The sequence below is a fragment of the Mesorhizobium sp. XAP4 genome (assembly GCF_029269325.1).
In the GTDB taxonomy this organism is placed as follows: domain Bacteria; phylum Pseudomonadota; class Alphaproteobacteria; order Rhizobiales; family Rhizobiaceae; genus Mesorhizobium; species Mesorhizobium ciceri.
Genome location: NZ_JARIXW010000002.1, coordinates 417,819 through 443,371 on the forward strand (window position 1 = coordinate 417,819; position 25,553 = coordinate 443,371).

Here is a 25,553-nt window from a genome sequence, read left to right on the forward strand (position 1 = left end):
AATCTCTCATCCGTTCTGGAAGGCCGGATGCCAGCCGAGCGACAGCCGCTCGAGCAGGCGGGCGAGGCTGTCGGCGAGCTTGCCGAGCAACGCGTAGATCAGGATCGACAGCACGACGACGTCGATCAGCAGGAATTCGCGCGCCTGCATGGCCATGTAGCCGAGGCCCGAACTGGCCGAGATGGTTTCGGCGACGATCAGCGTCAGCCACATGATGCCCAGGGCATAGCGCAGGCCGACGAAGATCGACGGCAGCGCGCCGGGCAGGATGACGCGGAAGAACAGGGCGCGACGGTCCATGCCGTAGACGCGGCCCATCTCGACGAGCTGTGGGTCGACGCTCTGGATGCCGAGCAGCGTGTTGACGTAGATCGGAAAGAACACGCCGAGCGCCACCAGGAACAGCTTGGCTTCCTCGTCGATGCCGAACCACAGGATGACCAGCGGGATCAGCGCCAGATGCGGAATGTTGCGGATCATCTGCAGCGTCGTGTCGGTCAGGCCGCGGCTGAGCGTCGACAGCCCGTTGGCAAGGCCGAGCGCAAAACCGATGGAGCCACCGACGGCAAAGCCGGCAAGGGCGCGCGCGGTCGAGACGCCGATGTTGCGGATCAGTTCGCCCGACAGCGTCAGCCGCCAGAAGGCCTCGGCGACCGCGCTGGGCGCCGGCAGCACGTTGGCCGGCATGACGCAGGCGCGGCTGGCAATCTCCCAGCCGGCAATGATCAGCGCCGGCAGCAGCCAGCCGATGGCGTTGCTATGCAGGCGCGTGGAAAAGCTCATGACGAAGCCTGCAGGCGGTTGGCGCCATGGAAGCCGACCGAGAATTCGTTGGCGATGTTCTCATGCGCCCGCTGCCGCCTGGTGCCGAGCCCGAGCTTCGGAAACAGAAGCTCGGCGACGCGGTAGGCCTCCTCGAGATGCGGATAGCCCGAGCCGATGATGGTATCGATGCCGATCGCCTGGTATTCGCGGATGCGCCCGGCGATCTGTTCCGGCGTGCCGACCAGCGCCGTGCCGGCGCCGCCGCGCACCAGCCCGACGCCGGCCCACAGATTGGGCGACACCACCAGCCTGTCACGGCGGCCGCCATGCAGCTCCGCCATGCGGCGCTGGCCGACCGAATCCATCTGGTTGAGGAAGCGCGCCTGCGCGTTTTCGATCTGGGCGTCGGTGACATGGCTGATCAGCCGGTCGGCGGCGCGCCAGGCTTCGTCCTCGGTCTCGCGCACGATGAAATGCAGCCGGATGCCGAAGCGCAGTTTTCTGCCGCGCAGCGCCGCCTTTGCGCGCGCCGCGGCCAGCTTCTCGGCGACCTGCGCCGGCGGTTCGCCCCAGGTCAGATACATGTCGACGAGGTCCGCGGCGAGGTCCTGGCCCGCATCCGACGATCCGCCGAAATAGAGCGGCGGCCGTTCCTGGTGCGGCAGAAGGTCGAGGCGGCCATTTTCGACGCGGTAATATTTGCCGTTGAAATTGACCCGCTCGCCGGACACCAGGCCGCGCCAGATGGTCAGGAATTCATGCGCCTGGGCATAGCGCTCGTCATGCGGCAGGAAGACGCCGTCGCCGGCGAGCTCGGTCGGGTTGCCGCCGACCACGACATTGAGCAGCAGGCGGCCATTGCTCAAGCGATCGAGGGCGGCGGTCTGGCGTGCGGCGAAAGTCGGCAGCGTCACGCCCGGCCGCAGCGCGACCAGGAACTTCAGTTTTTCGGTGAGTGTCGCGAGGCCCGTCGCGGTGATCCAGGAATCCTCGCAATTCTGGCCGGTCGGCAACAGCACGCCGGGAAAGCCGAGCCGGTCGACCGCCTGCGCGATCTCCTTGAAGTAGCCGAATTCGGGCGGCCGCTGCTGCTCCTCGGAACCGAGATAGGAGCCGTCGCCATGCGTCGGGATGAACCAGAAGAAATCGAGCGATGCGGTGCTGGCAGGCGCGGTCATGTCTGGCACAGTCACGGGCGGATCTCCTGGAGATATGGGTGCGAACGCAAATGGCGCCGGGCGTTCTCATCCGGCGCCGTCAGGGGACAAGTCAGTTGCCGGGTGCCGTCCACACCGCGTCGGAGATGCGGACCGCGTTCGGGATCAGCCCGAGCTTGAAGAAGCGGTCTGCAGTCGCCTGCTGGCCGGCGATGATCTCGTCGGTGATCGGGAAGACGCCGAATTTGGTGCGGTTGGCGGCGATGATCTGCGCGTCGAGCGGCACGCCGGTCACCTCATGCAGCGCCGCGGCCACCTTGTCGCGGTTCTGGTCAGCCCATTTCGCCGCCTCGCCCAAGGCTGATATCGTCGTGGTGACGGTTTCGGGATGCGCCTTGGCGAAATCCTTGTTGGCGAGGAAATAGGTGTTGACCTTCAGCACCTCGCTGGAGCGGGCCAGCACACGCGGCTGGTAGCGGGTTTCGGCGATGGCGAAGAACGGATCCCAGACGGTCCAGGCATCGATCTGGTCGCTGGCAAAGGCTGCGGCCGCATCCGCCGGGCTGAGATAGACCGGCGTGATCTGGTCGAACGGGATGCCGGCCTTCTCCAGCGCGGCGACAAGCAGATTGTGCGCGCTGGTGCCCTTGCCGACACCGACGCGCTTGCCCTTGAGATCGGCGACCGACTGGATCGGCGACGCCGGCTTGACGAAGATCGCCTCGCCCTCGCCATTCGACGGCAGCGCTGCGGCATAGACGATGTTGGCACCGGCCGACTGGCCGAAGATCGGCGGCGCGTCGCCGGTCCAGCCGACATCGATGGCGCCGACATTGAGCGCCTCGACCAGCGGCGGACCGGCGGTGAACTCGACCCATTTGACCGTCACGCCCTTGTCTTCAAGTGCCTTCTCGATCACCTGCTGCTGCCTGGCGATCACCGGCAGGCCGGTCTTCTGATAGCCGATGCTGAACTGCTTCAGCTCCTGCGCCGTGGCGCCGAACGACACGGCAACCGTCGCCGCCAGCAGGCCGATGCCGAAAACACGTCTCGTTAGATTGAACATTGATCCCTCTCCTTCGCTGCGGATCGGCGCCGGAAATGGCCTCGCCGGTTGGAAGATGGATGAGGTTAGGTAATTCTATAAATTTAGTAGAGGAATGATTTTGCGAGTTAGAGGGGAGAATGGGAATTATCTTCTTTGGCTACCTGGAATTCGTCATCCTGGGGTCTGCGCTGCGTCGCTTCGCTCCTTGCTCCGCCCTAGGATGACGAAGACGCGGGGGCTAGTGCCAATCGCCAATCCCCTCACTGCGACCAGTACTGCCAGGCCCAGTAAAAACTCTCGTCGCGTGGCGGCAGGCGGTCGCGCTCGGCGTCCCAGCGGACCGGCGTTGGCGATTTCGGTTGCTGTTCAAGCGGCTGGCTTTCCCTGGTCCAGGCGAGAAGCCAATTGCCGGCTTGGGCGAACAGCACGGCGGTGGAATGGGTCATCGTCATTCTCTCCTGCTCTTCTGATTCCCAATCATTCGCGTCCCGCCCACGGGACGAGCACGCGCTCGATCCTGCGGAGGGTGAATTCCAGCACGAAGGCAATGGCCGCGATCACCAATATGCCCATCACCACCACGTCGGTGACGAGGAACTGGGCGGCCGATTGGATCATGAAACCAAGCCCGCGCGTCGCCGCCACCAGTTCGGCGGCGACCAGCGTCGACCAGCCGGCGCCGAGCGCGATGCGCAGGCCGGTCAGGATCGACGGCAGCGCGCTGGGCAGGATGACATGGCGGACCACTTGGCGCTGAGTAGCGCCCAGTGAGCGCGCCGCATTGATGCGTTCCTGCGAAACGCCGCGAACGCCGGACGCGGTCGACAATGCCACCGGCGCCAGCATGGAAATAGTGATCACCAGGATCTTCGACGGTTCGCCGATGCCGAACCAGATGATGACCAGCGGCAGGTAGGCGAGCGGCGGGATCGGCCGCAGGAACTCCAGCAGCGGATCGAAGATGCCGCGCCCGATCGTGCTGATGCCGATGGCGAGCCCAACCGGCACGCCGACGAGGATGGCGGCGACCAGCGCGGCGAAAACCCGGCCCAGGCTGGCGACGGCATGCTGCAGCAGCGTCGCATCGACGAAGCCGTCGCGGGCGACGGTGATGAACTTGTTCCACACCGCAACCGGCGAGGGCAGGAACACTGGCGACACCAGTTGCAGGCGGGCCGACAGCGCCCACAGCGCCAGCACCACCAGGATGGTCATCACGCTGACCGCGCGCGCGGAAACGCCTTTGCGTTTCGGGCTGGACCGCGACCACGGCACCGACAGGCCGTCGGTCTCGTCGACCTTGTGTCCCGGCCGCTCGGTGTAGGAGGTAACGGTCATGCCGCCTCTCCTTCGAAGATCGCGTCGGTTAGTTCGCCGCGCGCCGCGGCGAAGGCCGGGTCGGCCTTGATGGTGCGGATGGCCTCGCCCGATGCGTAGCGCCTGGAGAAGCCGGGTTCGAAAGTTTGCACCACGCGGCCCGGGCCAGGCGCCAGCACGACGATGCGGGTGGCCAGCACCAGCGCCTCCTCGATGCCATGCGTCACCATCAGCACGCCGACATCGCTTGCCGTCCACAGATCGAGCAGCGTCGTCTGCATGCGCTCGCGCGTCAGCGCATCGAGCGCGCCGAGCGGTTCGTCGAGCAGCAGGAATTCGGGTTCGGCGGCGAGCGCCCGGGCCAGGCCGACACGCTGGCGCATACCGCCGGAAAGCTCCCAGATGCACTTGTCGCCGGCGTCGGCGAGCTTCACCAGCGCCAGCAGCTCATCGGCGCGCCGCGCCCGCTCGGCCGGAGCGACACCGCGCAGCCTGAGCGCGAAGGCAACGTTTTCGCGCGCCGTCAGCCATGGGAACAAAGCATCGTTCTGGAACACCACCGCCCGGTCCGAGCCAGGTGCTGTGATCGGCTTGCCGTTGATTGAAGCCGTACCGCGCGCCGGCGCGACAAGGCCGGCGGCGACGTTGAGCAGCGAGGTCTTGCCGCAGCCGGAACGGCCCACCAGCACGACGAAATCGCCCTTGGCGACATCGATCGACACCCGCTCGACGGCAGGCGCTGCCTGGCCGTCATAGTGGATCGAGACCTTGTCCAGTACGAGATGCGGGTCGAGCACGAGATGCGGCATGGATGCCTCGCGGTTCGTTGAAATCCGACTGCCCCGGCCCTCGTCAGCGGTTCCGGGGCAGTCAGCACGCGGCGTTAGGGAAAAAGATCCGCGCGCGTTCAGAGCAATTCCAGGAAAAGTGTGAAGCGGTTTTCCGTCCGGAATTGCGTTAAGCGAGTACTAGTTCGAGGCGAGCGCCTCGGTGACGTATTTCGACGATACGTATTTCGAATAGTCGGGAAGCACGGCGTCGATCTTGCCTTGCTCCTTGAGGAAGGTGGATGTCGCTTCGACCGCCTTGACCGTGCCGCCGCCGAGGAATTTGTCGGAGGCCTGCTCTTCCAGCGTCGGGAAGACATAGCCCTTGAGCAGCTGCGGCACTTCTTCCAGCTTGGCGCCGGTGAGTTTGGCGATCGCGGCCGCCTGCGGCGACGATACCGACCAGGCTTCGGGCTTGGCGAGGAACTCGGCATATGCCGCGCCCGTCACCTTGACGAAGTCGCGCACCGCTTCCGGGTTCTTTTCGGCGAAGTCGGTGCGCACGATCCAGGCGTCGAAGGTCGGCGTGCCCCAGGCGGCGACCTGCGAGGAATCCACCACCACCTTGCCCGTCGTCTTGATCTGGCCGAGCGCCGGATCCCAGACATAAGCGGCGTCGATGTCGCCGCGCGAGAAGGCGGCGGCGATTTCCGGAGGCCGGAGATTGAGGATCTCGACCGACTTCGGATCGACGCCCTCATGCTTCAGTGCTGCGAGCAGGCTGTAATGCGTCGTCGAGACGAACGGCACGGCGACCTTCTTGCCGGCGAGATCGGCGATTTTCTCGATGCCGGCGCCGTTGTGTGCCACCAGCGCCTCGGATTCGCCGATCAAGCCGACGATGAAGATGGTCTGGATCGGCAATTCGCGGCTCGCCGCCGCCGCCAGCGGGCTCGAGCCGACATAGCCGATATCGACCGAACCGGAAGCGACCGCGGCGATGACATCGGCGCCGGAATCGAATTTGCGCCAATCAATGGTGGCCTTCGTCGCCTTTTCATAGGCGCCGTCGGCCTGCGGCACTTTCGAGGGTTCGACCACCGTCTGGTAGCCGATGGTGATCTTGAGGTCGTTGGCCAGGGCCGGGCCGAGGAAGGCCGCACCGGCAAGTGCCGCCGACGAGAGCAGAAGAATGCGTCGCGAAATGGTGGACATGAAGGGCTCCTGAAAAGAGAAAAACCGGAATGCTTCATAATAGTCAGCTAATTCTATGGTTCTTGTAGAGTTAAATCCTTCCAACCAAGGCAGGCTTGTTAGAAAAAAGCTGTCGATGGTGAGGTGGTGAGGCGGATAGGGTGGTTGCGGTGGGGCAGAGTGTCGCCACAGGGCAGGCCTTTCGACGCCGGCGGGCGAGCGCTCCCCTCTGTCCCACCGACCTTTAACCTCCTGAACTGCGGTGATGGCTCCGCCTACGCCCACCGCGAAGTAGAATTCCCGCTTCCGGCCTCTTCCAGGCAAATTCATGCCTCAAACAACCGCCGATTTGACAACCCATTCCGCGTGTTCGAGGGTAAGTATAGTAATCTTATCGACATTGAGACTGGAGGCGACGATGAGCAGTCACCATATCGCGATGATCGCGCCCCCAAACTCGTGCGCTTTTGTGTCCCTGTGGGCACAAAGGCTGGTCAAAATGGCCCGCGCGGCTTGAAAACGAAGCAAAATCAGCAGTTCTCGGCTTGTACATCATGTCACTAGAATTTATGTGTCATGCGGGCTTGGACGCGGCGGCAACGCACGCCAGGCGTTTTGCAACCGATGGTTCCATGCCGTCGCATGCCAGAGAAAATTTGATCTCATGCTCACCAAAAAAGGTAAGTACGGCCTCAAGGCGCTTGTCCACCTCGCGCGATTGCCGGCCGGGCAGCTCGCCTTCGTCAACGACGTCGCCACCGGCAATAACATCCCGAAGAAATTTCTCGACGCCATCCTGGGCGAGTTGCGCAATGCCGGCTTCGTCCAGAGCCGCAAGGGCAAGGATGGCGGCTATCGCCTGGCGCGGCCCGCCGACGAGATCAAGGTCGGCCATGTCGTGCGCGTCCTCGACGGTCCGCTGGCGCCGATCCCCTGTGCCAGCCGCACCCAGTACCAGCGCTGTGAAGATTGCAACGAGGCGACATGCCAAGTCCGACATCTGATGCTCGAGGTCCGGCAGGCGATCGCCGAGGTGCTCGATCAGCGCAGCCTCGCCGAAATGCGCGATATCTCTCTCGACGACCTGTCGGTCGGCATCGGCGATCTGCCGGTCGCGGTGAAGGTCCAGGCCTGACACTGGCGCTGCGCAGAGCGAAGGCATGCCTATGACCGGGCGCGCCAACTCCATCATCATTGTCGGTGGCGGCGCCAGCGGCGTCGTGCTGGCCGCGCATCTCCTGAAGTCGCCCAATCCCGACCTGCGCGTCACGCTGATCGAAAGGCGCCCGCATTTCGGCCAGGGCATCGCCTATTCGACGCTGCTGTCGGCGCATGTACTGAATGTCAGCGCCGCCGGCATGAGCGCCTATGCCGACGATCCCGGCAATTTCTGGCGCTGGCTTCAGGAACGCGGCCTGGCAACGGCTGAGGAGGCGCCCTTCTATGCGCCACGCAGCATCTATGCCCGCTATCTCGGCGAGTTGCTGGTCGATCTGGAAGCGCGGGAAAAGCAGAGCGGTCGGCTTCGGCTGATCCGCGAGGAAAGCCTCTCGATCACGCCCACCGCCTCCGGCGTCGAAGTGGCGCTGGCCAACGGCACCAGCGTCGTTGCGCATCTCGCCGTGCTGGCCACCGGCCACGACGAGGAGCCGGCGCAAGGCCATGCCATCAGGATGGGATCGGAAGCCGACACAGCACTTCCGCCCGGCGCCGGCGTCATGGTGCTGGGCACCGGCCTCAGCATGGTCGATGCTTTCCTGGCGCTGGAGCAACGCGGCCATCGCGGCGACATCATAGCTGTGTCCAGGCGCGGCCTGCTGCCCTCGCCGCATCGCAAGGGCAATCCGATCAAGCTCGACGTCGCCGACATTCCGCTCGGCACGCAGCTCTCCTATTTCGTCGGCTGGTTCCGCGACCTGATCAAGGAAAACCAGAAGGCCGGCATCGACTGGCGTGACGTCGTCGACGGGCTGCGGCCGTTCAACCAGAAGATCTGGCAGAACTGGCCGGCTTCCGCCAAACGCCGCTTCGTCGAGCACACCAAGGCCTGGTGGGACATCCACCGCCATCGCATGGCGCCCGAGGTCTACGCCCGTGTCACCGAGGCCGTGCAATCCGGCCGCATCCGCCTGGTCGCCGGCCGCGTCGTCGACATTGCGCGCAACGGCGAATTCACCGTCCAGGTCCAGTCGCGTCACACGCAGCGTCTCGAGACCTTCGAGGTCGCCCGCATCTACGATTGCTCTGGCATCGTCAGGGACATCTCGACCTCGTCGAACAGCGTCGTGCGCTCGCTGGTCGACCGCGGCCTGGCAAGGCCGGATCCGCTGCGCATCGGCCTCGACGTATCGACCAAATGCGAGATCATCGCCGGCGACGGAACCGTTTCGGCCAAGATCCTCGCCGTCGGCCCGCTGACGCGCGGCACCTTCTTCGAGATCGACGCCATCCCCGATATCCGCGTGCAGTGTGCAAGGCTGAGCAAGCAGCTGCTGGGCTAGGCTGTGTCGATATTCAGGTGATGCCGGCCTGCAAATGCGGCTTCCTGTGGCTTCCGGTGCTCACGTACCCAAAAGTACGCTCTGCTCCGGTTCTCGGAATCTGCCATTTTCGGCTCGGCCTGACCTGAATCTCGACACACCCTCCAAGCCCTTGAGGCACAAACCGGAATTTCATTCCGCATCTGGCCGGTTGATTGGCACGATCTATCTTCTTTCCGACTGCAAAGGGCTGGAAAAGAGGCTACGCTGCCGCCCTGCCCAGAGGCGGTCGCTTGGTCATGGAGCATCGATATGAGCGAGCATGAGATCGCCGCACTGGACAGTGCCCCCTCGGAAGCCGAATTGTCCCGCCTGCGTCCGCCCTACAAGTCGGTGCTCGACCTGATCGGCCAGACGCCGGTGGTCGAGCTGACCAAGTTCGACACCGGCAAATGCCGGCTGTTCGTCAAGCTCGAAAGCCAGAATCCCGGCGGCTCGATCAAGGACCGCATCGCGCTGTCGATGATCGCCGCGGCTGAAAAGCAGGGCAAGCTCAAGCGCGGCGGCACCATCGTCGAGGCGACGGCCGGCAACACCGGGCTTGGCCTTGCCCAGGTCGGCATCCCCAAGGGCTATCGCATCGTGCTGGTGGTGCCCGACAAGATGTCGCGCGAAAAGATCCAGCACCTGCGCGCGCTCGGCGCCGAAGTGCGCATGACGCGCTCCGATGTCGGCAAGGGCCATGCCGAATATTACCAGGACATGGCCGAGAAGATCGCGGCGGAAACGCCCGGCGCCTTCTATGCCAACCAGTTCGCCAACCCGGCCAATCCGCTGGCGCATGAATCCACCACCGGCCCGGAGATCTTTTCGCAGCTCGACGGTAACGTGGATGCCGTGGTGGTCGGCGTCGGCTCGGGGGGCACGCTGACCGGGCTTGGCCGCTACTTCGCAAAAGTGTCGCCGAAGACCGAAATGGTGCTGGCCGATCCGGTCGGCTCGGTGCTGGCGCCGCTGATCAAGACCGGCAAGATGGAAGAGGCCGGCAGCTGGACCGTGGAAGGCATCGGCGAGGATTTCGTGCCGCCCAATGCCGATCTGTCGCTGGTCAAGAAGGCCTATTCGATCCCCGACAAGCAGAGCATGCTGGCGGTGCGCGACCTCTTGTCCAAGGAAGGTATCCTTGCCGGCTCATCCTCGGGCACGCTGCTGTCGGCGGCGCTGCGCTATTGCCGCGAGCAGACGGTGCCCAAACGCGTCGTCACCTTCGTCTGCGACAGTGGCAACAAGTACCTGTCGAAGGTGTTCGACGATTTCTGGCTGGCCGAGCAGGGGCTGGCCGAGCACGAGCAGCATGGCGATCTGCGCGACCTGGTGATGCGCTCGCACCGCACCGGCGACACCGTCTATGTCGGCCCGGACGAAAGCCTGCTCAATGCCTATGGCCGCATGCGCCGCTCCGATGTCTCGCAGCTGCCGGTGCTCGACAACGGCAAGCTCGTCGGCATCGTTGACGAAAGCGACATACTGGCCAAGGTCGACGGCCCTTATGACGGCCGCTGGGAGCGCTTCAACGGCCCGGTGCGCACGGCCATGACCTCCAACCTGCACACGCTGCAGGCCAGCCAGACGCTGGACGCGCTGCTGCCGGTGTTCGACCGCAACGAGGTCGCCATCATCTTCGACGGCGACGATTTCGTCGGCCTGATTACCCGCATCGATCTGATCAACCATCTGAGGCGCGCACGATGACCAGCAGCACCCCGCCAGCCGGCAAGAACCGACTGGCTTTTTCGACGCGCACCATCCATGGCGGCCAGAGCCACGACCCGCTGACCGGCGCGGTAATGGTGCCGATCTACGCCACCTCGACCTATGGCCAGCAATCGCCCGGCGTGCACAAGGGCTTTGAATATGCCCGCAGCCAGAACCCGACGCGCTTTGCGTTCGAGCGCGCCGTGGCCGACCTCGAAAGCGGCTCGGCCGCCTTCGCCTTCGCGTCCGGGCTGGCGGCGATCGCCACCGTGCTGGAGCTGCTCGATTCCGGTGCGCATATCGTCGCCACCGACGACATCTATGGCGGTTCCTTCCGGCTGATGGAGCGGGTGCGCAAACGCTCGGCCAATCTGCAGGTCTCGTTCGTCGACTTCACCGACCTTGCCGCCGTGGAGGCCGCGATCCGGCCCGAGACGAAAATGCTGTGGGTCGAAACCCCCACCAACCCGCTGCTGCGCATCGTCGACCTCGAAGGCGTCGCCGCACTTGCCAGGCGCAAGGGGATTCTCACGGTCGCCGACAACACCTTCTGCAGCCCCTATATCCAGCGGCCGCTGGAGCTCGGCATCGATATCGTCGTGCATTCGACGACCAAATATCTCAACGGCCATTCCGATATGGTCGGCGGCGTGGCCGTCGTCGGCGACAACAAGGATCTGGCCGCCCAGCTGAAATTCCTGCAGAACGCCATCGGCGCCATTTCGGGCCCGTTCGACAGTTTTCTGGCACTGCGCGGGCTGAAAACGCTGGCGCTGCGCATGGAGCGCCATTCCGCCAACGGCCTGAAGATCGCGCAATGGCTGGAAGCGCGCCGCGACGTCCGCCGCGTCATCTATCCCGGCCTCGCCAGCCACCCGCAGCACGCCGTCGCCGTCCAGCAGATGCATGCCTTCGGCGGCATGATCACAGCCGTGCTCGACCGCGACCTAGCCGGCACCAAAAAGTTCCTCGAACGCACGCAATTGTTCACGCTCGCCGAAAGCCTCGGCGGTGTGGAGAGCCTGATCGAGCACCCGGCGCTGATGACGCATGGCTCCATACCGGCGGAGAAACGGGCCGAGATCGGCATATCGGATTCGCTGGTAAGGTTGTCGGCGGGGATCGAGGACGGCGATGATCTGATTGCGGATCTGGAGCAGGCGCTGGCGGGCTAGAAGCTCAATCAACTTGCAACTTCAGCGTTGCCCCTCATCGCCCTGCCTTGGCTCCTTTCTTTCCCTCCGGAAGGGGGGAGAGGTGGCTCGGCGAAGCCGAGACGGAGTGGGGGAAGGCGTTCGCAGACGCGCAGTCGCCGCAAGACAGGCACAATCTGACGAGCAAGAGACCTCAGGGCGCGCGGCGAGGGTCGACCCCCACTCCGTCGAGCTTCGCTCGACACCTCTCCCCCGATCGACGGGGGAGAGGAAGGGCAAAGGGCGGCGCGGACGACGTCTCATGATGATGGAACCGTCATCGTCCCAATTGACCCCGAACCCTATCTGCCCGAAATGTAGCGCCCCATGGCCACGCGCGAACCACCCAAGCCCACTGAACCCCTCACTTTCGCCGTGCTGGTGTTCCCAGGTTTTCCGATGATGGCGTTCAGCTCGGTCATCGAGCCGCTGCGCGCCGCCAATGTCCTGGCGAAAAGAGAATGCTATCGCTGGATCATCGTCGGCGGCACGAAGGGTGCGGTCGAGGCGTCGAACGGCGTCGTCATCCAGCCGGGCTTTTACGCCGAGGATGCCCCGAAGGTCGACCGCATCGTCGTCTGCTCGGGCGGCGATGCCGATCACCTCGTCGCCGAGGACGCGGCACACTGGATCCGCAAGAGCCTGCGCAATGGCGCCCATATCGGTGCGGTGGCGGATGCCGCGTTCTTCCTGGCGCGCGCCGGCCTGCTCGACGGCCATGCCTGCACCTTGCACTGGACCAGCCAGGCCGCCTTCACCGAAGCCTTCCCCAACATCGAGCTCAGGCGCGACCTCTATGTCATCGACCGCAAGCGCTTCACCTCGGCCGGCGGCGTCGGCAGCCTCGACATGATGCTGGAGATCATCACCCGCGACTACGGCGCCGAGCTTGCCGCCGGCGTCGCCGAATGGTTCGTGCACAGCCAGCTGCGCTCCAGCATCGACCGCAAGATGATGCCGCTGCGCCTGCGCACCGGGGTCCAGAACGAGCTGGTGCTGTCGGCCATCGCCATCATGGAGGATGCGGTCGAGGAACGGCTCGGCATGGCCGAGCTGACCGCGAAGCTCGGCGTCTCATCCGACAAGCTCGAGCGCTCCTTCCGCTCCGAACTCGCCATCTCGCCGAACGGCTATTACCGCCGGCTCAGGCTGAAACGTGCCGCCGACCTGCTGGCGCATTCGACGCTCGCCGTGCGCGACGTGGCGCTGGCGTGTGGGTTTGCCTCGATGTCGAGTTTTGCCCGGGCGTTTCGCGAGGAGCATGGCCATCCGCCGAAACTGGCGCGGCGGCATTAGGCTTGGCGCTCGCTGACGCGATGAGATGTTGGCGCATCTCTTGTTAGGCCAGCGGCATCCCGCACAACAGCTGCGGTTTCCCGCACAATCCCTCCGCCCCGCCTGCGCCATGCTGCGACCTCGCAACCCAGCCAAGGCCGAGCCCCTATGAGCATCGTCGTATTCGACCCCGACAGCACCGAGGACGTGGACTTCAAGGACCGCATGCGCCATCCCGCGGCGGCCGATCCGGCCGGCGGCATGTGGCTGTCGGACACCGAGCCGTCCTTCATCGATGCCGACGCCCTGCGCAAGGGCCGGCTGGCCAAGCTGCGCGGCTGGATGCGCGAGGCCGGCTATGGCGGCGTGGTGCTGTTCGATCCGTACAACCAGCGCTACGCCACCGGCTCGCGCAACATGTTCGGCTATTTCCTGCGCAACTCGACCCGCTATTTCTTTATCCCGACCGACGGGCCGATCGTGCTGTTCGAATATCCGCAGAGCTATCATGTCTCCATGGTGCTCGACACGATCGACGAGGCGCGGCCTTCCAAGCTGGTCTGGTCGTCGGTCTCGGGCCGCGACGACGAGACCGCAGGTCCGTTCGCCGACGAGATCGCCGAGCTTTTGAAAAAGCATGGCGGCGGCTCGATGAAGCTCGGCCTCGACCGCTGCAGCCATCTGCAGGCGCTGGCGCTGGAAAAGCGCGGCTGTGAGGTCAGGGATTGCCAGGGCGAAATCCTGGCGGTGCGCGCGGTGAAGACGCCGGAGGAAGTGAAATGCCTGCAGGTGTCGATGGCCGGCGCCGAGGCTGCCGTCTATGCGGTGCGTGAGGCGATCAAGCCTGGCGTTTCCGAAAACGACCTGTTCGCCATCATGTATGGCGAGGTCATCCGCCAGGGCGGCGAGTTCATCGAGACGCGGCTGCTGACATCAGGCCAGCGCACCAACCCGTGGTTCAACGAGGCCAGCGGCCGCAAGATCCGCCCCGGCGAACTCTTGGCGCTCGATACCGACACCATCGGCTGCTACGGCTATTATTCGGATTTCTCGCGCACCTTCCGCTGCGGGCCGGGCAAGCCGACGCCCTACCAGAAGTCGCTCTACCGCATGGCGCATGACCAGGTTCAGCACAACATTTCGATCGTCAAGCCCGGCATGGCCTTCCGCGAGATCGCCGAGCAGGCGTGGAAGATCCCCGACCGTTTCGTCGACCAGCGCTACACCTCGGTCATGCACGGCGTCGGCATGCATGGCGAAACGCCGTTCATCGCGCATGCCATGGATTACGAGACCTATGGCCGCGACGGCCATATCGTGCCAGGCATGGTGGTGAGCGTCGAAAGCTACATCGGCGAAAAGGGCGGCCGCGAGGGCGTCAAGCTGGAGGACGAGATCCTGATCACCGAGACGGGCACGGAGTTGCTGTCGCGCTTTCCTTATGAGGACGAGTTTCTGGAGACGCAGGTTTGATACGGGCAACCAATGAGCGCCTCGTTGCCTGGCGCCCCCCTCTGTCCCGCCGGCATACGGAAGGGTCTTTGACTGCCTCGCCCATGCATCACACAGGCGCCGCATGAAAACTCCCATCTCCCTCAAACCCGGCACCGTGGCCGCGATCTTCATCGACCTGCAGGAAGAGCACCGGCAGGACCCGCGTTATCTGGTTGAAGGCTTCAGCAGCATCCTCGCCAACGTCCAGCGCCTGCAGGCGGCGGCGCGGCAGAACCATGTGCCGCTCTACCACTGGGCCTACATCGTCGATCTCGACAGCCAGGACCGCCCGTTTCATCCGCTCGGCGAGGACGGCAAGTCGGCCTTTTCCGACAAGAGCGATCCGCTGACCGAAATCTGCCATGAGGTGGCGCCAATCAACGGCGAGGCGCTGCTGATCAAGGCCGAGGCCAGTGCCTTTCGTTCGGGGCCGGCGGCGCGCGACATCAAGTCTTCAGGCATCGAATGGCTGGTTGTATCGGGCGTCTGGACCGAGGCCTGCATCGACGCGACGGTCAAGGATGCGGTGGCCAAAGGCTTTCGCGTGCTGCTGGTCAAGGATGCCTGCGGCAGCGGCAGCGCGGCCATGCACCAGACCGGTATCCTCAACCTCGCCAACCGGCTCTATGGCGGCGCCGTCACCGACACCGACGGCGCCTGCCGGCTGCTGGCGGGCGAGACCGTCACCGCCTGGCAGGTCGAGGGCTCGGTGCCGCTGCGTTTCAGCTTCGACAACGCGGCCGCGCTCTACGCCGATCTATGACGCGCGGCCCCTACGAAACACGGCTCGACCCGGCCCTTTGGGCCTATATCGACGCCGTCAATGCCTGGTATCCGCCCGAAATCATCGGCCTGCCGATCGACAAGCAGCGCGCCGTCTATGACCGGATGAGCCGGGCCTTCCACCAGGGCCGCCCGGCCGGCGTCAAGGCCAGCGACGGGCTGATCGCCGCCGCCGGCCGCGACATCCCGGTCCGGCGCTACCGGCTCGAGGGCAACGCCGCCCAGGCGATGGTGATCTACTACCACGGCGGCGGCTTCATCCTCGGCGGGCTCGAAAGCCATGACGACATCTGCGCCGAGCTCTGCGCCGGCACAGGTTTCGACGTGCTGTCGGTCGATTACCGGCTGGCGCCGGAGCATCTGCACCCCGCCGCCTTCGACGATGCGGTGGCCGCCTTCGAATGGGCAGCGGCGAGATCAGGCCTGCCGCTGGTGCTGTGCGGCGAAAGCGCCGGCGGCAACCTGGCCGCGGCGGTGGCGCAGGCGACGCGCCGGCACGCCAGCGCTGCCACTGGCCAGGTGCTGATCTACCCCGAGCTCGGCGGCGACGAGCGTGCCGGCTCCTACATCGAACACGCCGACGCGCCGCTGCTGTCGGTGACCGACGTCGCCTTCTACCGCGACGTCCGCTCGGCCAGGCGCCAATCGCTGGACGATCCGACTTTTGCGCCGCTGCGCGACAAGGATTTCACCGGCCTGCCGCCGACGGTGATCGTCACCGCCGAATGCGACCCGCTGTCGTCGGATGGCGAGACCTATCGCGACCGCGTTGTGGCCGCCGGCGGCAAGGCGTGGTGGCACGAAGAGCCGAGGCTGGTGCACAGCTTCCTGCGCGCAAGGACGACGGTGCCGGCGGCGGCGGAAGCGTTTGCGCGGATTGTCGGCGCGGTTGGCGCGCTGGGTAAGGGCGAGTGGCCGTATTGAACGTGGCGAAGGCGGCCGCTTCGCGGCCACCTTCTCCCCGCTGGGGAGAAGAGAGAAGCGCCGGCGCTGCAAGTCTCCTCTCCCCTCGGGGAGAGGTCAGCCGAGCGAAGCGGAGGCTGGGTGAGGGGGCTTCGTAGAGCGGTCCCCTCTCCGTCTCGGCTTCGCCGAGCCACCTCTCCCACTTTCGTGGGGCGAGGAACCCAAGCCTCCCCCGCGGAACCCCGCACAATCACTGCGGAAAAGCGAACACTCCGCGGCGTCACCCCGCTCTATCATTCCCCCTCAGGCAACGGCGCCCCGGCGGTCGCGTCCGCCCCCGCGCCTGTCGATCGGCCGGGGCGATTTTTCTGTGCATGCCATTGTCCCAAAACCGCTGGGCACTTTTGGGCGGCATGCATCAACAACAGGGGAACGACGATGAAATTCATGCTGACCGACCGCAAACTCCACCCGCAAGCCAAACCCGTGGCCGACGATTTCAAGGCCGGCGGCATCAACCGCCGCGAATATCTGGCGCTGATGGCCGGGCTCGGCGTCAGCGCCGCCGGGGCGCTGGCGCTGGGCGGACTTGGCACCATCCCTGCTCGCGCGGCGGAACCCAAGAAGGGCGGCGTCCTGCGCGTCGCCATGAACGTCAAGGGTTTCAAGGACCCGCGCACCTTCGACGGCGTGGAGATGTCGAATGTCGCCCGCCACTGCAACGAATATCTGGTGCGCTGGAACACCGACTTCTCCTTCGAGCCCTGGCTGCTCGAAAGCTGGGAGGCGAGCGACGACGCCAGGACGCTGACCCTGCATGTGCGCAAGGGCATCTCCTGGTCGAACGGCGATGCCTTCAACGCCGACGATGTCATCCACAACCTCACCCGCTGGTGCGACGCTTCCGTGCCGGGCAATTCGGTCGCCGCGCGCATGGGCGCGCTGGTCAATGCCGACACCAAGAAGGTCGTCGATGGCGGCATCGAAAAGGTCGACGACTTCGCCATCAAGCTGAACCTGCCCAAGCCCGACATCTCGCTGATCGCCGGCATGGCCGACTATCCGGCACTGATCATGCACCGCTCCTATGAGGGCGACGGCGATCCCCTGAAGGCGCTCGCCATCACCACCGGTCCCTGCGAGCTGGTAAGCTGGGATGCCGAGACGGGTGCCGAGGTGAAGCGCAAGGACAAGTCCTGGTGGAAGGGCGAATTCTACTTGGACGGCATCAAATGGGTCGACTACGGCTCCGACCCCAACGCCATGCTGTCGGCGTTCGAATCCGGCGAGATCGACACCGACCACGAGACCGCCTCCGATGCCGTCTCGCAGACCGAGACGATGGGGCTGATGAATTCCGAGATCGCCACCGGCTCGACCATCGTCGCCCGCTTCAATGTCGCCAACGCGCCCTATGACGACGTCAAGGTGCGCCGCGCCGCCCAGCTCGCCGTCGACAATGCCGCCGTGCTGGCGCTCGGTCTCGGCGGCCGCGGCAAGCCCGCCGAAAATCACCATGTCGGCCCCATGCACCCCGAATATGCCGATATCGGCCCGGCGAAGCGTGACGTCGAGCAGTCGAAGAAGCTGTTGGCCGAGGCCGGCAAATCAGACCACGAGTTCGAGCTCATCTCCGTCGATGTCGAATGGCAAAAGAGCACCGGCGACGCCATCGGCGCGCAGATGCGCGAGGCCGGCCTGAAGATCAAGCGCACCGTGCTGCCGGCCGCCACCTTCTGGAACGACTGGAGCAAATACCCCTTCTCCTGCACCGAATGGCTCGGCCGCCCGCTCGGCGTCCAGGTGCTGGCGCTGGCGTATAAATCCGGCGCCGCCTGGAACGAAAGCGCCTATGCCAATCCCGAGTTCGACACGCTGCTCGACAAGGCACTGGCGACACCCGACGCCAAGGCGCGCAAGGAGATCATGGGCAAGATCGAGCAGAATTTGCGCGACTCAGGCATCATCATCCAACCCTACTGGCGCTCGGTCTACCGGACCTATCGCAAAGGCGTCGAAGGCTGCGAACAGCACCAGGCGCTGGAGCAGCACTTTGAGAAGGTGTGGATTGAGAGTTGAGAGGCGGTCCGCGCTAGCGGACGTAAAGCCAATTGCTTGGCTTTACGAGCCTCGAACGCTCTGAGCCTGCGAAGGGCCGGGCGACGGTGATGCGCCGGCATTTCTAACCTTCTCCCCTTGTGGGAGAAGGTGGATTGCCGCGCAGCGGCAAGACGGATGAGGGGTGTTCCAGCTTGGCGATACGCCAACAGTAAACGCCCTGAACCAGAGCAGAACCTTCACCGCCTCACTCCGTCACGCACCCCTCATCCGTCTCGGCGCTGCGCACCGATCCACCTTCCCCCACAAGGGGGGGAAGGCAAGAAGCGTCGGCGCCCCTTCAAGTGCAGGGCTAGCCGGTGGATCGCTGCGATCATCTGCGGGTTGAAAATGGCCGGCGCGAATGCCGGTGAGGCAGTTGCCTGAGCCCGCGCCGGCCACTGGCGAACCTGGGTCCGCCGCCCGGATTTTTTACCGCCCCGCCGATGCCCGATCAACCAGGCCGGACGCTTGGTACGGAAGCGGACAAAGCCTCACCGGGCCGGCTCCAGCAGCGTCCAGATCCAGCCGACAAAGGTCAGCACCAGGAACGGATAACCGGCGGCAGGCAGCGGCGCCGAGGTCGGCAGCAGGGGCGCACCCCAGATGATCATGCAGACCGACACGATAAACAGCCCGGCGGCCACCAGCGCGGTGAGCCGCGTCCAGAGCGCAAAGGTTTTCGGTGCGCTGACCATGACCAGTGCCGCCGCCCAAAGCGAGATGCCGCCGACATAGGAGGGCACGCTGGCCTCCAGCCCCGCCGCATTGCCCGCCATCAGCAGGGTCTCTCCGGCCAGGAAGGTCAGGAAGCCCGCGGCTATGCAGTCATTGCCGCTGGTATTTCACGACAGTGCGGCGGCGACCATGAGCGCTGTGCGGTCGATCGTCCAGAGGGTTTCACGAAGTGGGGCGCTGCCCACGAAGGTACCTGCCAGGCCGAAGGCGCCGCCGATGGCGAGGCCGAGAAAGGCGATGGTGTCTGAAAGCGTGCGCATGTGGTGTTTCCCCAAGGCATCGCGACGATATCTGAGGCGAGGCGTTCCCAAGACGCACTCAGCCGATGATGGGCAGACTATTCCGACGGGCTATCGCGGACTTCGAGCGGTGCGGACATGGGGGGTGAAGCGGAAATGTGCGAATAGCGTTTGAGAAGCGTAGATGGCGAGTTAGGCACTTCAAGTCGCGACGACCATCTAAGGAGGCCTGCTATGGTATGCCTCTCGAGCGCCTGACATCCGCCACATCAGAAGCTAGCTCTGAAAACATCGTCGACATCCTTCCATGATCACCGATCGGGTATTCAATAAAATGAATGTTGTAGGTCCGCGACAAAGCGTTCTTCACTGAGACGTGCGGAAGCTTCTGGACCAAGGCATAGTGCGGATTTCGAGAGGGGGCCGACAGGTTATTGAATTCAAGAATCAATTGTATGTCTGGATCAGAGAGCGAATACCCGATAAACAGTGTCGTGTTTATCGTCAGCACCGAAGACACTGTTTGGAAATAAGCAGGAAAACTTCTCTTCGCTTCAAAGTATTGCAATCGTGTTAATATTATATCGTTTGGCTGGGTAACGCACCCATGGACCTTCAGTATCGATCGTTGCGGAGATCTAATATCGTCCAGCGCATGGTTCTGGTTGTACAAGCAAACATTATAAGCGTCGTTCGATTTAGACAGAGACGTTAAGGCGCTTTCCAGAAGCTTGTCGTAGTTTATGGTCAAAATTATCTGAGGGTCAATATCAATTATGTTTCTATATAGGTCTTGCTCCGAGTCCAGCTTTAATCCGAAAGTCGCAATTATCTGTAGTCTCAGGTCCGCAATGGGTACCCCGTCCCAAATGATCTGAGCGGCATCCAAATAATCCTTTTCTCGTATAAGATCCTTAACCGCTTTCCTTTCGACCGCCTTGGGGAGCCTTTCAGACAGCGATAGCAAAAGGCCGGTCCAACTGGGAAAAGTCTTCCCGTCGGCCGCTGCGGTAGCGATAGAGAAACCAGCGCCCAAAAAAAGGACCGCCCGCCGCTCTGCGAACTCCCTCACCAAGGCTTCAGGCCAGCTACTAGCCATCGATACCCTCAAGTATCTTTTTTGCCAGCCGGCTAATAATGGCCGTATACTCAGATGCCTGAAGGAATTGACTTCCTACTAAACCGTCCTTCGAACGAAGCGCAATAATGGGCGCATTTGATGACTGAGCCAACGGTATCAGGCTATATAAATTTGGGACATCGCCTAGATGCAGCTTGGACAAGTCTTTCTCCACGCTGAAGTCGATCATGTACTTTCTAACTTCTTCGGGGAGGTCCTCTAGTATCCGTTCATAAGCCTTTGTTGGCCGCCGCACACCCTCCTTAGCTTTTGCGATATATTGCTGCAACGTGTACCCAACGTAGCCCTCTCGTACAGGTATTTCTCTGGGCACTTCGTACTTTTCGAGGCTTCCAGGGTTAAGTCGTTCCGACTGTTCTAGCCCGACCTCATAATATTTTATCCAACCCGTCATCCAGCTTGCAATATTGCGCAACCCCAAAATGCTGAATGCGTCGGCTCCCAATGGTGAAATGAAATGGTTACAAGAAAGTAATATCGACCTATTGAGAGCACCTAAAGAAGGACTTACGTCTACGAAAACAAAATCAAAGTCATTCTCAAATTTCCTTAAAAAAGTCCTAAGCCAATTCGATATGCGAAACCCTCCCGGTTTGCCGCTTGGTAATTCGGTCCAGGCTGCGGAAAGAGCGTCTTCTAGCAGAGAGAATCTGGGATGTCCCGGAAGAAGAGAAACGCCAAACCGGTTGGTACGGGAACTCAGAAATCTTACATTTTGATTTACGGAAGCATCGCCATCAAGTATGGGTTGAACTACGTCCAAAATCGTATTGGTTTTCAGATTTAGTTTTGGCTCTGACTCCGGCCAATACATATTTATCGTCTTTTCATCACCAAGTATGAACTGGGTAACATTGCATTGCGGATCAGCATCAATGACTAGTATGCGTTTCTTCATCTCTATCGCAAGATACGCGCATATATTGCCGGTAAGTGTTGTTTTTCCAACGCCGCCTTTATTGTTGAAAAAGGAAATTACTTTCATGTCGCTATTATCCTAGTGTGTACAACGCGAGTCCAGCCTGATGCTAATCCTGCGGTATGATCAGACCGGCTGGCGGCGAAATGCCGGAATAGGCCACAATAACCGCGCTGTTGCCCACGCCCCTGCGGGCCTACAGAGAATCCAGACAAGCTAAATTGTTGGATAGCTGGCGGCAAGCCCCGAGACGAGTGCCTGCTCCCGCTTTGGAAGTCTGACCTCGATCCGCCGTATCAATGTCTCGGCAACGCACTGCGCGTAGGCGGATTGACCTGCGCGCCACATAGGTGCTGATTTAGCCCGACCCTCAAAAAAGACCCCGCGAGCGTTGCAATGTCGGTGACTGTGAGGATCTTGGTTGAGCTACTCGTCCCAGTCGTCACGCGCTCCAATTTGATACCTTGAACCCGGTAACACCAGACTCGGGCGTCCTGACTGGGGCGGGACCGCCGGACTTGCGGCCGGAGGCCGACCGCTCAATCCCCCATCTTCAGCGCCTGGATAAACGCCTCCTGCGGAATATCCACCTTGCCGAACTGGCGCATCCGCTTCTTGCCTTCTTTCTGCTTGTCCAGCAGCTTGCGTTTGCGCGAGACGTCGCCGCCGTAGCATTTGGCGGTGACGTCCTTGCGCAGCGCCGAGATGGTTTCCCGGGCGATGACCTTGCCGCCGATCGCCGCCTGGATCGGGATCTTGAACAGATGGTTCGGGATCAGCTCCTTCAGCTTCTCGCACATCTGCCGGCCGCGCTTTTCCGCCGCCGTGCGGTGCACCAGCATGGACAGCGCATCTACCGGCTCCTCATTGACCAGGATCGACATCTTCACCAGGTCGCCTTCCCTGTAGTCGGTCAGGTGATAGTCGAAGGAGGCATAGCCCTTGGAGATCGACTTCAGCCGGTCGTAGAAATCGAAGACGACTTCGTTGAGCGGCAGATCGTAGATCAGCATGGCGCGCTTGCCGACATAGGACAGGTCGGCCTGGATGCCGCGCCGGTCCTGGCAGAGCTTCAGGATACCGCCGAGATAGTCGTCGGGCGTCAATATGGTGGCGCGGATCCACGGCTCCTCGATCGCCGAGATCTTCACCACGTCGGGCATGTCGGCCGGGTTGTGCAGTTCCTTCATCGAGCCGTCGGTCAGAGCCAGCCGGTAGACGACGCTGGGTGCCGTGGCGATCAGGTCGAGGTTGAACTCGCGCTCCAGCCGCTCCTGGATGATTTCGAGATGTAAGAGGCCAAGGAAGCCGCAGCGATAGCCGAAGCCGAGCGCGGCGCTGGTCTCCATCTCAAAGGAGAAGCTGGCGTCGTTGAGGCGCAATTTGCCGACTGCGGCGCGCAGATCCTCGAAATCGGCGGCGTCGACCGGGAACAGGCCGCAGAACACCACAGGCTGCGCCGGCTTGAAGCCGGGCAGCGCCTTGGCGGTGGCGCGCTTGTCCTCGGTGATGGTGTCGCCGACGCGGGTGTCGGCCACTTCCTTGATCGAGCCGGTGAAGAAGCCGAATTCGCCGGGGCCGAGCTCGTCGACATTGATGCGCGCCGGCGTGAACACGCCGGTGCGCTCGACCAGATATTTGGCGCCGGTGCCCATCATGCGGATGGTCTGGCCCTTTTTCAGCACGCCGTCGATGACGCGCACCAGCACGATGACGCCGAGATAGGCGTCGTACCAGCTGTCGACCAGCATCGCCTTCAGGGGCGCCGTGGCGTCGCCTTCGCGCGGCGGCGGCAATCGGTGGACGATGGCCTCCAGGACGTCCGGAATGCCAAGGCCGGTCTTGGCCGAGATCAGCACGGCGTTGGAGGCGTCGATGCCGATCACCTCCTCGACCTGCTCGCGGATGCGCTCGGGCTCGGCGGCCGGCAGGTCGACCTTGTTCAGCACCACGACGATCTCGTGGTTGTTGTCGATCGCCTGGTAGACATTGGCCAGCGTCTGTGCCTCGACGCCCTGGGAGGCGTCGACGACCAGCAGCGAACCCTCGCAGGCGGCCAGCGACCGCGACACTTCATAGGCGAAGTCGACATGGCCGGGCGTGTCGATCAGGTTGAGGATATAGTCCTCGCCATTGTTGGCGTGGTACTTCAGCCGCACCGTCTGCGCCTTGATGGTGATGCCACGCTCGCGCTCGATGTCCATCGAGTCCAGCACCTGCTCCTTCATGTCGCGCAGCTCCAGCCCGCCGGTCAGCTGGATCAGCCTGTCGGCAAGCGTGGATTTGCCATGGTCGATATGGGCGACGATGGAGAAATTGCGGATGTGGTCGAGGGGCGTGCTCATGGCGCGCGTTTAGCAGGGGTGGCTTGCCCGAGCAAGCTGTGCGCCTTTGCCGGAGCAGGCAGCACGGGCACCTGTCGCTTTTTTCGCGCTTTTCGCGAAAAATCTATAAATTTTAACCAAGCCCGTTAGAGCATAATTTGCGAACGGGATGTTAGCGGAGGGAAATATCTGATGTAAGGACGAAGGCATGCGGGGGCTTGCAGGCAGTTTTATCGAGTCGCGGAGCGGCTCGTTCGCACCGATACTCATTCTTGCCATGATACCGTTGATCACCGCGATCGGCTTTTCCGTCGACTACACCTCCGCTGTCCAGACCAGGTCGACCGAGCAGGCGGCACTCGACGCCGCGATCCTGTCGATCACCACGATGGATACGGCCTCGACGAAGCCGCAGCGCCAGGTGGTGCTCCAGGATACCTACAGAGAAAACGGCGGACGGGGCGCAGCGACCCTGAACAGCTTCGACGTCAGCGCCAACGGCACCGCCACCGCGCAGGCCTCGGCAAGTTTCGCCATGCCGACCGTGTTCATGCAGATCGCCAGGATTCCTTCGGTGGCAGTCGGCGTTACGTCGGCGGTGAACAAGGCGCCGGCTTTGGTGGAGGCCACCTTCAAGGTCACCGGCGTGTCGGGCTACTGGAACAAGAAAATGACGCTCTACGGCACGATGTTCGGCGCCGCAGCGGGCAAGCCGCTGATGACGATCGACTATGCCTATGGCAAGACTGGCGATCCGAAAGGCTACGGCACCACGACCGTCAGCGTTCTCACCACCGATTCAGCCGGCAAGACGGTCACCACGGTGGCCCAGAAGCAGGTCTGCAAGCTCGTCGATTCCAGCACGCCCGCTGGCGCGGTGATCCTGACCGATGGGTTCCAGACGAAATATTACTGCGTCGATACGATGTATCCCGCCGATGGCGCCGGCGCGCAGATCAATGTCAGCCAGATGGCCGGCCTCTATCTGCAGATGGATGTGCCATCGGGCAACCCAAGCAAGCTCATGTCGAACGATCCGACCACGTCCAACAGGCTCTACAGCGGCCTCAAATCGGACCAGACGGGCGCTATCGACTACAACGAGATGGCGACCGGCCAGATCGTTGATATCTTCGGCCTCGTGCCTTGCGGCGCGACAGCCTACCAGGCCTGGGAAGACGGCGGCAACAAGGTCCCGGCGCCCGTCAGCAACGCCGACTTCTTCTACAACGTGACCGGCAAATGCGACTTCAACAAGCGGCCCAACAACACGCGGCTGACGCAGTAGATGCTGCTCCTCTTGCCTTCTCCCCTTGCGGGAGAAGGTGGATCGGCGCGTAGCGCCGAGACGGATGAGGGGTGCTGGACGGAGCGCAATAGCCGGCTAATCTAAGCCATGCCGCATCAACCTGTCCCGCCAGCCAAACGAAGCTTCGCCCGTTCGCTCCGGTGTGTAATGACGGAAGCGGAAGACCGGCTGTGGCATGAACTGCGCGACCGCAGGCTCGACCGGATAAAATTTCGGCGCCAGGTTCCCATTGGAAAGTACATTGCTGATTTCGTCTGCTTCGAAGCACGCTTGGTCGTCGAGATCGATGGCAGCCAGCATGCGGAGTTGGAGTCTGACAGCGTCCGCAAAACTCACCTGGAAGAGAAAGGCTTTCGCATTTTGCGCTTTTGGAACGATGACGTTCTGAAAGACATGAACGCCGTTTGCGATACCATCATCGCCTATGTACGGGATACCAGCCTACAGCCTTGGCGGTAGGGGCGCGTTCTTCCCTTCTCCCCCTGTGGGAGAAGGTGGATCGGCGCGTAGCGCCGAGACGGATGAGGGGTGTTCCAGCGGAGTGAGACGTTGGCTTTCCCTGGAACACCCCTCATCCGTCGCCTGCGGCGACACCTTCTCCCACAGGGGGAGAAGGGAAGAACGCCTGCGGCCCGATCACAAACCGGTGAGCGCT

23 protein-coding genes are annotated in these 25,553 nt (G+C 63.0%); 11 read left to right on the forward strand and 12 right to left on the reverse strand.

Translation table 11 applies throughout. From position 1 onward, the window contains the following. Positions 1-6: 6 nt before the first annotated feature. The 7 genes from P3C39_RS10920 to tauA all read right to left on the reverse strand — a co-directional run bounded on the left by P3C39_RS10920 (position 7) and on the right by tauA (position 6,269). On the reverse strand, positions 7-783 hold the full coding sequence (locus P3C39_RS10920) for an ABC transporter permease subunit (protein ID WP_275953375.1): 777 nt from the start codon (positions 781-783) through the stop codon (positions 7-9). Next, a complete protein-coding gene (gene ssuD / locus P3C39_RS10925; RefSeq protein ID WP_275953527.1) occupies positions 780-1,943 on the reverse strand; it encodes an FMNH2-dependent alkanesulfonate monooxygenase in 1,164 nt (387 codons plus the stop codon). The genes P3C39_RS10920 and ssuD overlap by 4 nt, the downstream gene beginning before the upstream one ends. A gap of 91 nt (positions 1,944-2,034) precedes the next feature. Further along, positions 2,035-2,988 carry a sulfonate ABC transporter substrate-binding protein gene (locus P3C39_RS10930; protein WP_157678448.1) on the reverse strand — a complete coding sequence of 318 codons (954 nt, stop codon included), beginning with the start codon at positions 2,986-2,988 and terminating at the stop codon, positions 2,035-2,037. A gap of 242 nt (positions 2,989-3,230) precedes the next feature. Continuing rightward, a complete protein-coding gene (locus P3C39_RS10935) occupies positions 3,231-3,416 on the reverse strand; it encodes a hypothetical protein (protein ID WP_013528709.1) in 186 nt (61 codons plus the stop codon). 31 nt (positions 3,417-3,447) lie between these two features. Then, the gene (locus tag P3C39_RS10940; RefSeq protein WP_275953374.1) at positions 3,448-4,308 is read right to left on the reverse strand and encodes an ABC transporter permease subunit; all 861 of its coding nucleotides are present in this window, start codon (positions 4,306-4,308) and stop codon (positions 3,448-3,450) included. After that, positions 4,305-5,096 (reverse strand): taurine ABC transporter ATP-binding protein, encoded by a 792-nt coding sequence (locus tag P3C39_RS10945; protein ID WP_013528707.1) that lies wholly within the window; start codon positions 5,094-5,096, stop codon positions 4,305-4,307. Before P3C39_RS10945 ends, P3C39_RS10940 begins: the two co-directional genes overlap by 4 nt. Before the next feature lie 159 nt (positions 5,097-5,255). After that, the gene (gene tauA / locus P3C39_RS10950; protein ID WP_275953373.1) at positions 5,256-6,269 is read right to left on the reverse strand and encodes a taurine ABC transporter substrate-binding protein; all 1,014 of its coding nucleotides are present in this window, start codon (positions 6,267-6,269) and stop codon (positions 5,256-5,258) included. 643 nt (positions 6,270-6,912) lie between these two features. On the opposite strand from tauA, the gene P3C39_RS10955 reads away from it, so the two are divergent. The 9 genes from P3C39_RS10955 (at position 6,913) to P3C39_RS10995 (ending at position 18,210) form a co-directional block, all read left to right on the forward strand. Then, a complete protein-coding gene (locus P3C39_RS10955; RefSeq protein WP_013528705.1) occupies positions 6,913-7,383 on the forward strand; it encodes an Rrf2 family transcriptional regulator in 471 nt (156 codons plus the stop codon). A gap of 31 nt (positions 7,384-7,414) precedes the next feature. After that, the gene (locus P3C39_RS10960; protein WP_013528704.1) at positions 7,415-8,749 is read left to right on the forward strand and encodes an FAD/NAD(P)-binding protein; all 1,335 of its coding nucleotides are present in this window, start codon (positions 7,415-7,417) and stop codon (positions 8,747-8,749) included. A 291-nt stretch (positions 8,750-9,040) separates the two neighbouring features. Then, positions 9,041-10,480: a pyridoxal-phosphate dependent enzyme gene (locus P3C39_RS10965; RefSeq protein WP_275953372.1), complete on the forward strand. Its 1,440-nt coding sequence runs from the start codon at positions 9,041-9,043 to the stop codon at positions 10,478-10,480. Then, on the forward strand, positions 10,477-11,658 hold the full coding sequence (locus P3C39_RS10970) for a PLP-dependent aspartate aminotransferase family protein (protein WP_275953371.1): 1,182 nt from the start codon (positions 10,477-10,479) through the stop codon (positions 11,656-11,658). Before P3C39_RS10965 ends, P3C39_RS10970 begins: the two co-directional genes overlap by 4 nt. 345 nt (positions 11,659-12,003) lie before the next feature. Further along, positions 12,004-12,972 carry a GlxA family transcriptional regulator gene (locus P3C39_RS10975; protein WP_013528701.1) on the forward strand — a complete coding sequence of 323 codons (969 nt, stop codon included), beginning with the start codon at positions 12,004-12,006 and terminating at the stop codon, positions 12,970-12,972. A 147-nt stretch (positions 12,973-13,119) separates the two neighbouring features. Continuing rightward, entirely contained in the window at positions 13,120-14,424 is a 1,305-nt protein-coding gene (locus P3C39_RS10980; protein ID WP_127385197.1) for a Xaa-Pro peptidase family protein, read from the forward strand. A gap of 103 nt (positions 14,425-14,527) precedes the next feature. Next, positions 14,528-15,208 (forward strand): isochorismatase family protein, encoded by a 681-nt coding sequence (locus P3C39_RS10985; protein ID WP_275953370.1) that lies wholly within the window; start codon positions 14,528-14,530, stop codon positions 15,206-15,208. Beyond that, positions 15,205-16,152: an alpha/beta hydrolase gene (locus P3C39_RS10990; protein ID WP_275953369.1), complete on the forward strand. Its 948-nt coding sequence runs from the start codon at positions 15,205-15,207 to the stop codon at positions 16,150-16,152. Before P3C39_RS10985 ends, P3C39_RS10990 begins: the two co-directional genes overlap by 4 nt. A gap of 417 nt (positions 16,153-16,569) precedes the next feature. Next, complete coding sequence (locus tag P3C39_RS10995; RefSeq protein WP_275953368.1) at positions 16,570-18,210, forward strand: ABC transporter substrate-binding protein; 1,641 nt, start codon at positions 16,570-16,572, stop codon at positions 18,208-18,210. 512 nt (positions 18,211-18,722) lie between these two features. Here the strand turns inward: P3C39_RS10995 and P3C39_RS11000 are convergent. From P3C39_RS11000 to lepA, 5 genes are all read right to left on the reverse strand, one after another. Continuing rightward, positions 18,723-19,007: a hypothetical protein gene (locus tag P3C39_RS11000; protein ID WP_013528696.1), complete on the reverse strand. Its 285-nt coding sequence runs from the start codon at positions 19,005-19,007 to the stop codon at positions 18,723-18,725. A 66-nt stretch (positions 19,008-19,073) separates the two neighbouring features. Continuing rightward, positions 19,074-19,226 (reverse strand): hypothetical protein, encoded by a 153-nt coding sequence (locus P3C39_RS11005; RefSeq protein WP_013528695.1) that lies wholly within the window; start codon positions 19,224-19,226, stop codon positions 19,074-19,076. A gap of 211 nt (positions 19,227-19,437) precedes the next feature. After that, a complete protein-coding gene (locus tag P3C39_RS11010; RefSeq protein ID WP_275953367.1) occupies positions 19,438-20,304 on the reverse strand; it encodes an SIR2 family protein in 867 nt (288 codons plus the stop codon). After that, the gene (locus P3C39_RS11015; protein ID WP_275953366.1) at positions 20,297-21,331 is read right to left on the reverse strand and encodes a ParA family protein; all 1,035 of its coding nucleotides are present in this window, start codon (positions 21,329-21,331) and stop codon (positions 20,297-20,299) included. Before P3C39_RS11015 ends, P3C39_RS11010 begins: the two co-directional genes overlap by 8 nt. Before the next feature lie 473 nt (positions 21,332-21,804). Then, entirely contained in the window at positions 21,805-23,610 is a 1,806-nt protein-coding gene (gene lepA / locus P3C39_RS11020) for a translation elongation factor 4 (RefSeq protein ID WP_275953365.1), read from the reverse strand. Positions 23,611-23,797: 187 nt separating this feature from the next. Here lepA and P3C39_RS11025 point away from each other — a divergent pair, with 187 nt between their 5' ends. Both P3C39_RS11025 and P3C39_RS11030 read left to right on the forward strand, forming a co-directional pair. Further along, positions 23,798-24,877: a TadE/TadG family type IV pilus assembly protein gene (locus P3C39_RS11025; protein WP_224619059.1), complete on the forward strand. Its 1,080-nt coding sequence runs from the start codon at positions 23,798-23,800 to the stop codon at positions 24,875-24,877. Between the two features lie 108 nt (positions 24,878-24,985). After that, entirely contained in the window at positions 24,986-25,357 is a 372-nt protein-coding gene (locus P3C39_RS11030; protein ID WP_063173440.1) for an endonuclease domain-containing protein, read from the forward strand. Positions 25,358-25,553 lie beyond the last annotated feature (196 nt).

Coding starts and splice junctions, on each gene's coding strand:
- P3C39_RS10920 (WP_275953375.1), bottom strand. CDS start 783: ATGAGCTTTTCCACGCGCCTGCATAGCAACGCCATCGGCTGGCTGCTG.
- ssuD (WP_275953527.1), bottom strand. CDS start 1,943: ATGACCGCGCCTGCCAGCACCGCATCGCTCGATTTCTTCTGGTTCATC.
- P3C39_RS10930 (WP_157678448.1), bottom strand. CDS start 2,988: ATGTTCAATCTAACGAGACGTGTTTTCGGCATCGGCCTGCTGGCGGCG.
- P3C39_RS10935 (WP_013528709.1), bottom strand. CDS start 3,416: ATGACCCATTCCACCGCCGTGCTGTTCGCCCAAGCCGGCAATTGGCTT.
- P3C39_RS10940 (WP_275953374.1), bottom strand. CDS start 4,308: ATGACCGTTACCTCCTACACCGAGCGGCCGGGACACAAGGTCGACGAG.
- P3C39_RS10945 (WP_013528707.1), bottom strand. CDS start 5,096: ATGCCGCATCTCGTGCTCGACCCGCATCTCGTACTGGACAAGGTCTCG.
- tauA (WP_275953373.1), bottom strand. CDS start 6,269: ATGTCCACCATTTCGCGACGCATTCTTCTGCTCTCGTCGGCGGCACTT.
- P3C39_RS10955 (WP_013528705.1), top strand. CDS start 6,913: ATGCTCACCAAAAAAGGTAAGTACGGCCTCAAGGCGCTTGTCCACCTC.
- P3C39_RS10960 (WP_013528704.1), top strand. CDS start 7,415: ATGACCGGGCGCGCCAACTCCATCATCATTGTCGGTGGCGGCGCCAGC.
- P3C39_RS10965 (WP_275953372.1), top strand. CDS start 9,041: ATGAGCGAGCATGAGATCGCCGCACTGGACAGTGCCCCCTCGGAAGCC.
- P3C39_RS10970 (WP_275953371.1), top strand. CDS start 10,477: ATGACCAGCAGCACCCCGCCAGCCGGCAAGAACCGACTGGCTTTTTCG.
- P3C39_RS10975 (WP_013528701.1), top strand. CDS start 12,004: ATGGCCACGCGCGAACCACCCAAGCCCACTGAACCCCTCACTTTCGCC.
- P3C39_RS10980 (WP_127385197.1), top strand. CDS start 13,120: ATGAGCATCGTCGTATTCGACCCCGACAGCACCGAGGACGTGGACTTC.
- P3C39_RS10985 (WP_275953370.1), top strand. CDS start 14,528: ATGAAAACTCCCATCTCCCTCAAACCCGGCACCGTGGCCGCGATCTTC.
- P3C39_RS10990 (WP_275953369.1), top strand. CDS start 15,205: ATGACGCGCGGCCCCTACGAAACACGGCTCGACCCGGCCCTTTGGGCC.
- P3C39_RS10995 (WP_275953368.1), top strand. CDS start 16,570: ATGAAATTCATGCTGACCGACCGCAAACTCCACCCGCAAGCCAAACCC.
- P3C39_RS11000 (WP_013528696.1), bottom strand. CDS start 19,007: ATGGCGGGCAATGCGGCGGGGCTGGAGGCCAGCGTGCCCTCCTATGTC.
- P3C39_RS11005 (WP_013528695.1), bottom strand. CDS start 19,226: ATGCGCACGCTTTCAGACACCATCGCCTTTCTCGGCCTCGCCATCGGC.
- P3C39_RS11010 (WP_275953367.1), bottom strand. CDS start 20,304: ATGGCTAGTAGCTGGCCTGAAGCCTTGGTGAGGGAGTTCGCAGAGCGG.
- P3C39_RS11015 (WP_275953366.1), bottom strand. CDS start 21,331: ATGAAAGTAATTTCCTTTTTCAACAATAAAGGCGGCGTTGGAAAAACA.
- lepA (WP_275953365.1), bottom strand. CDS start 23,610: ATGAGCACGCCCCTCGACCACATCCGCAATTTCTCCATCGTCGCCCAT.
- P3C39_RS11025 (WP_224619059.1), top strand. CDS start 23,798: ATGCGGGGGCTTGCAGGCAGTTTTATCGAGTCGCGGAGCGGCTCGTTC.
- P3C39_RS11030 (WP_063173440.1), top strand. CDS start 24,986: ATGCCGCATCAACCTGTCCCGCCAGCCAAACGAAGCTTCGCCCGTTCG.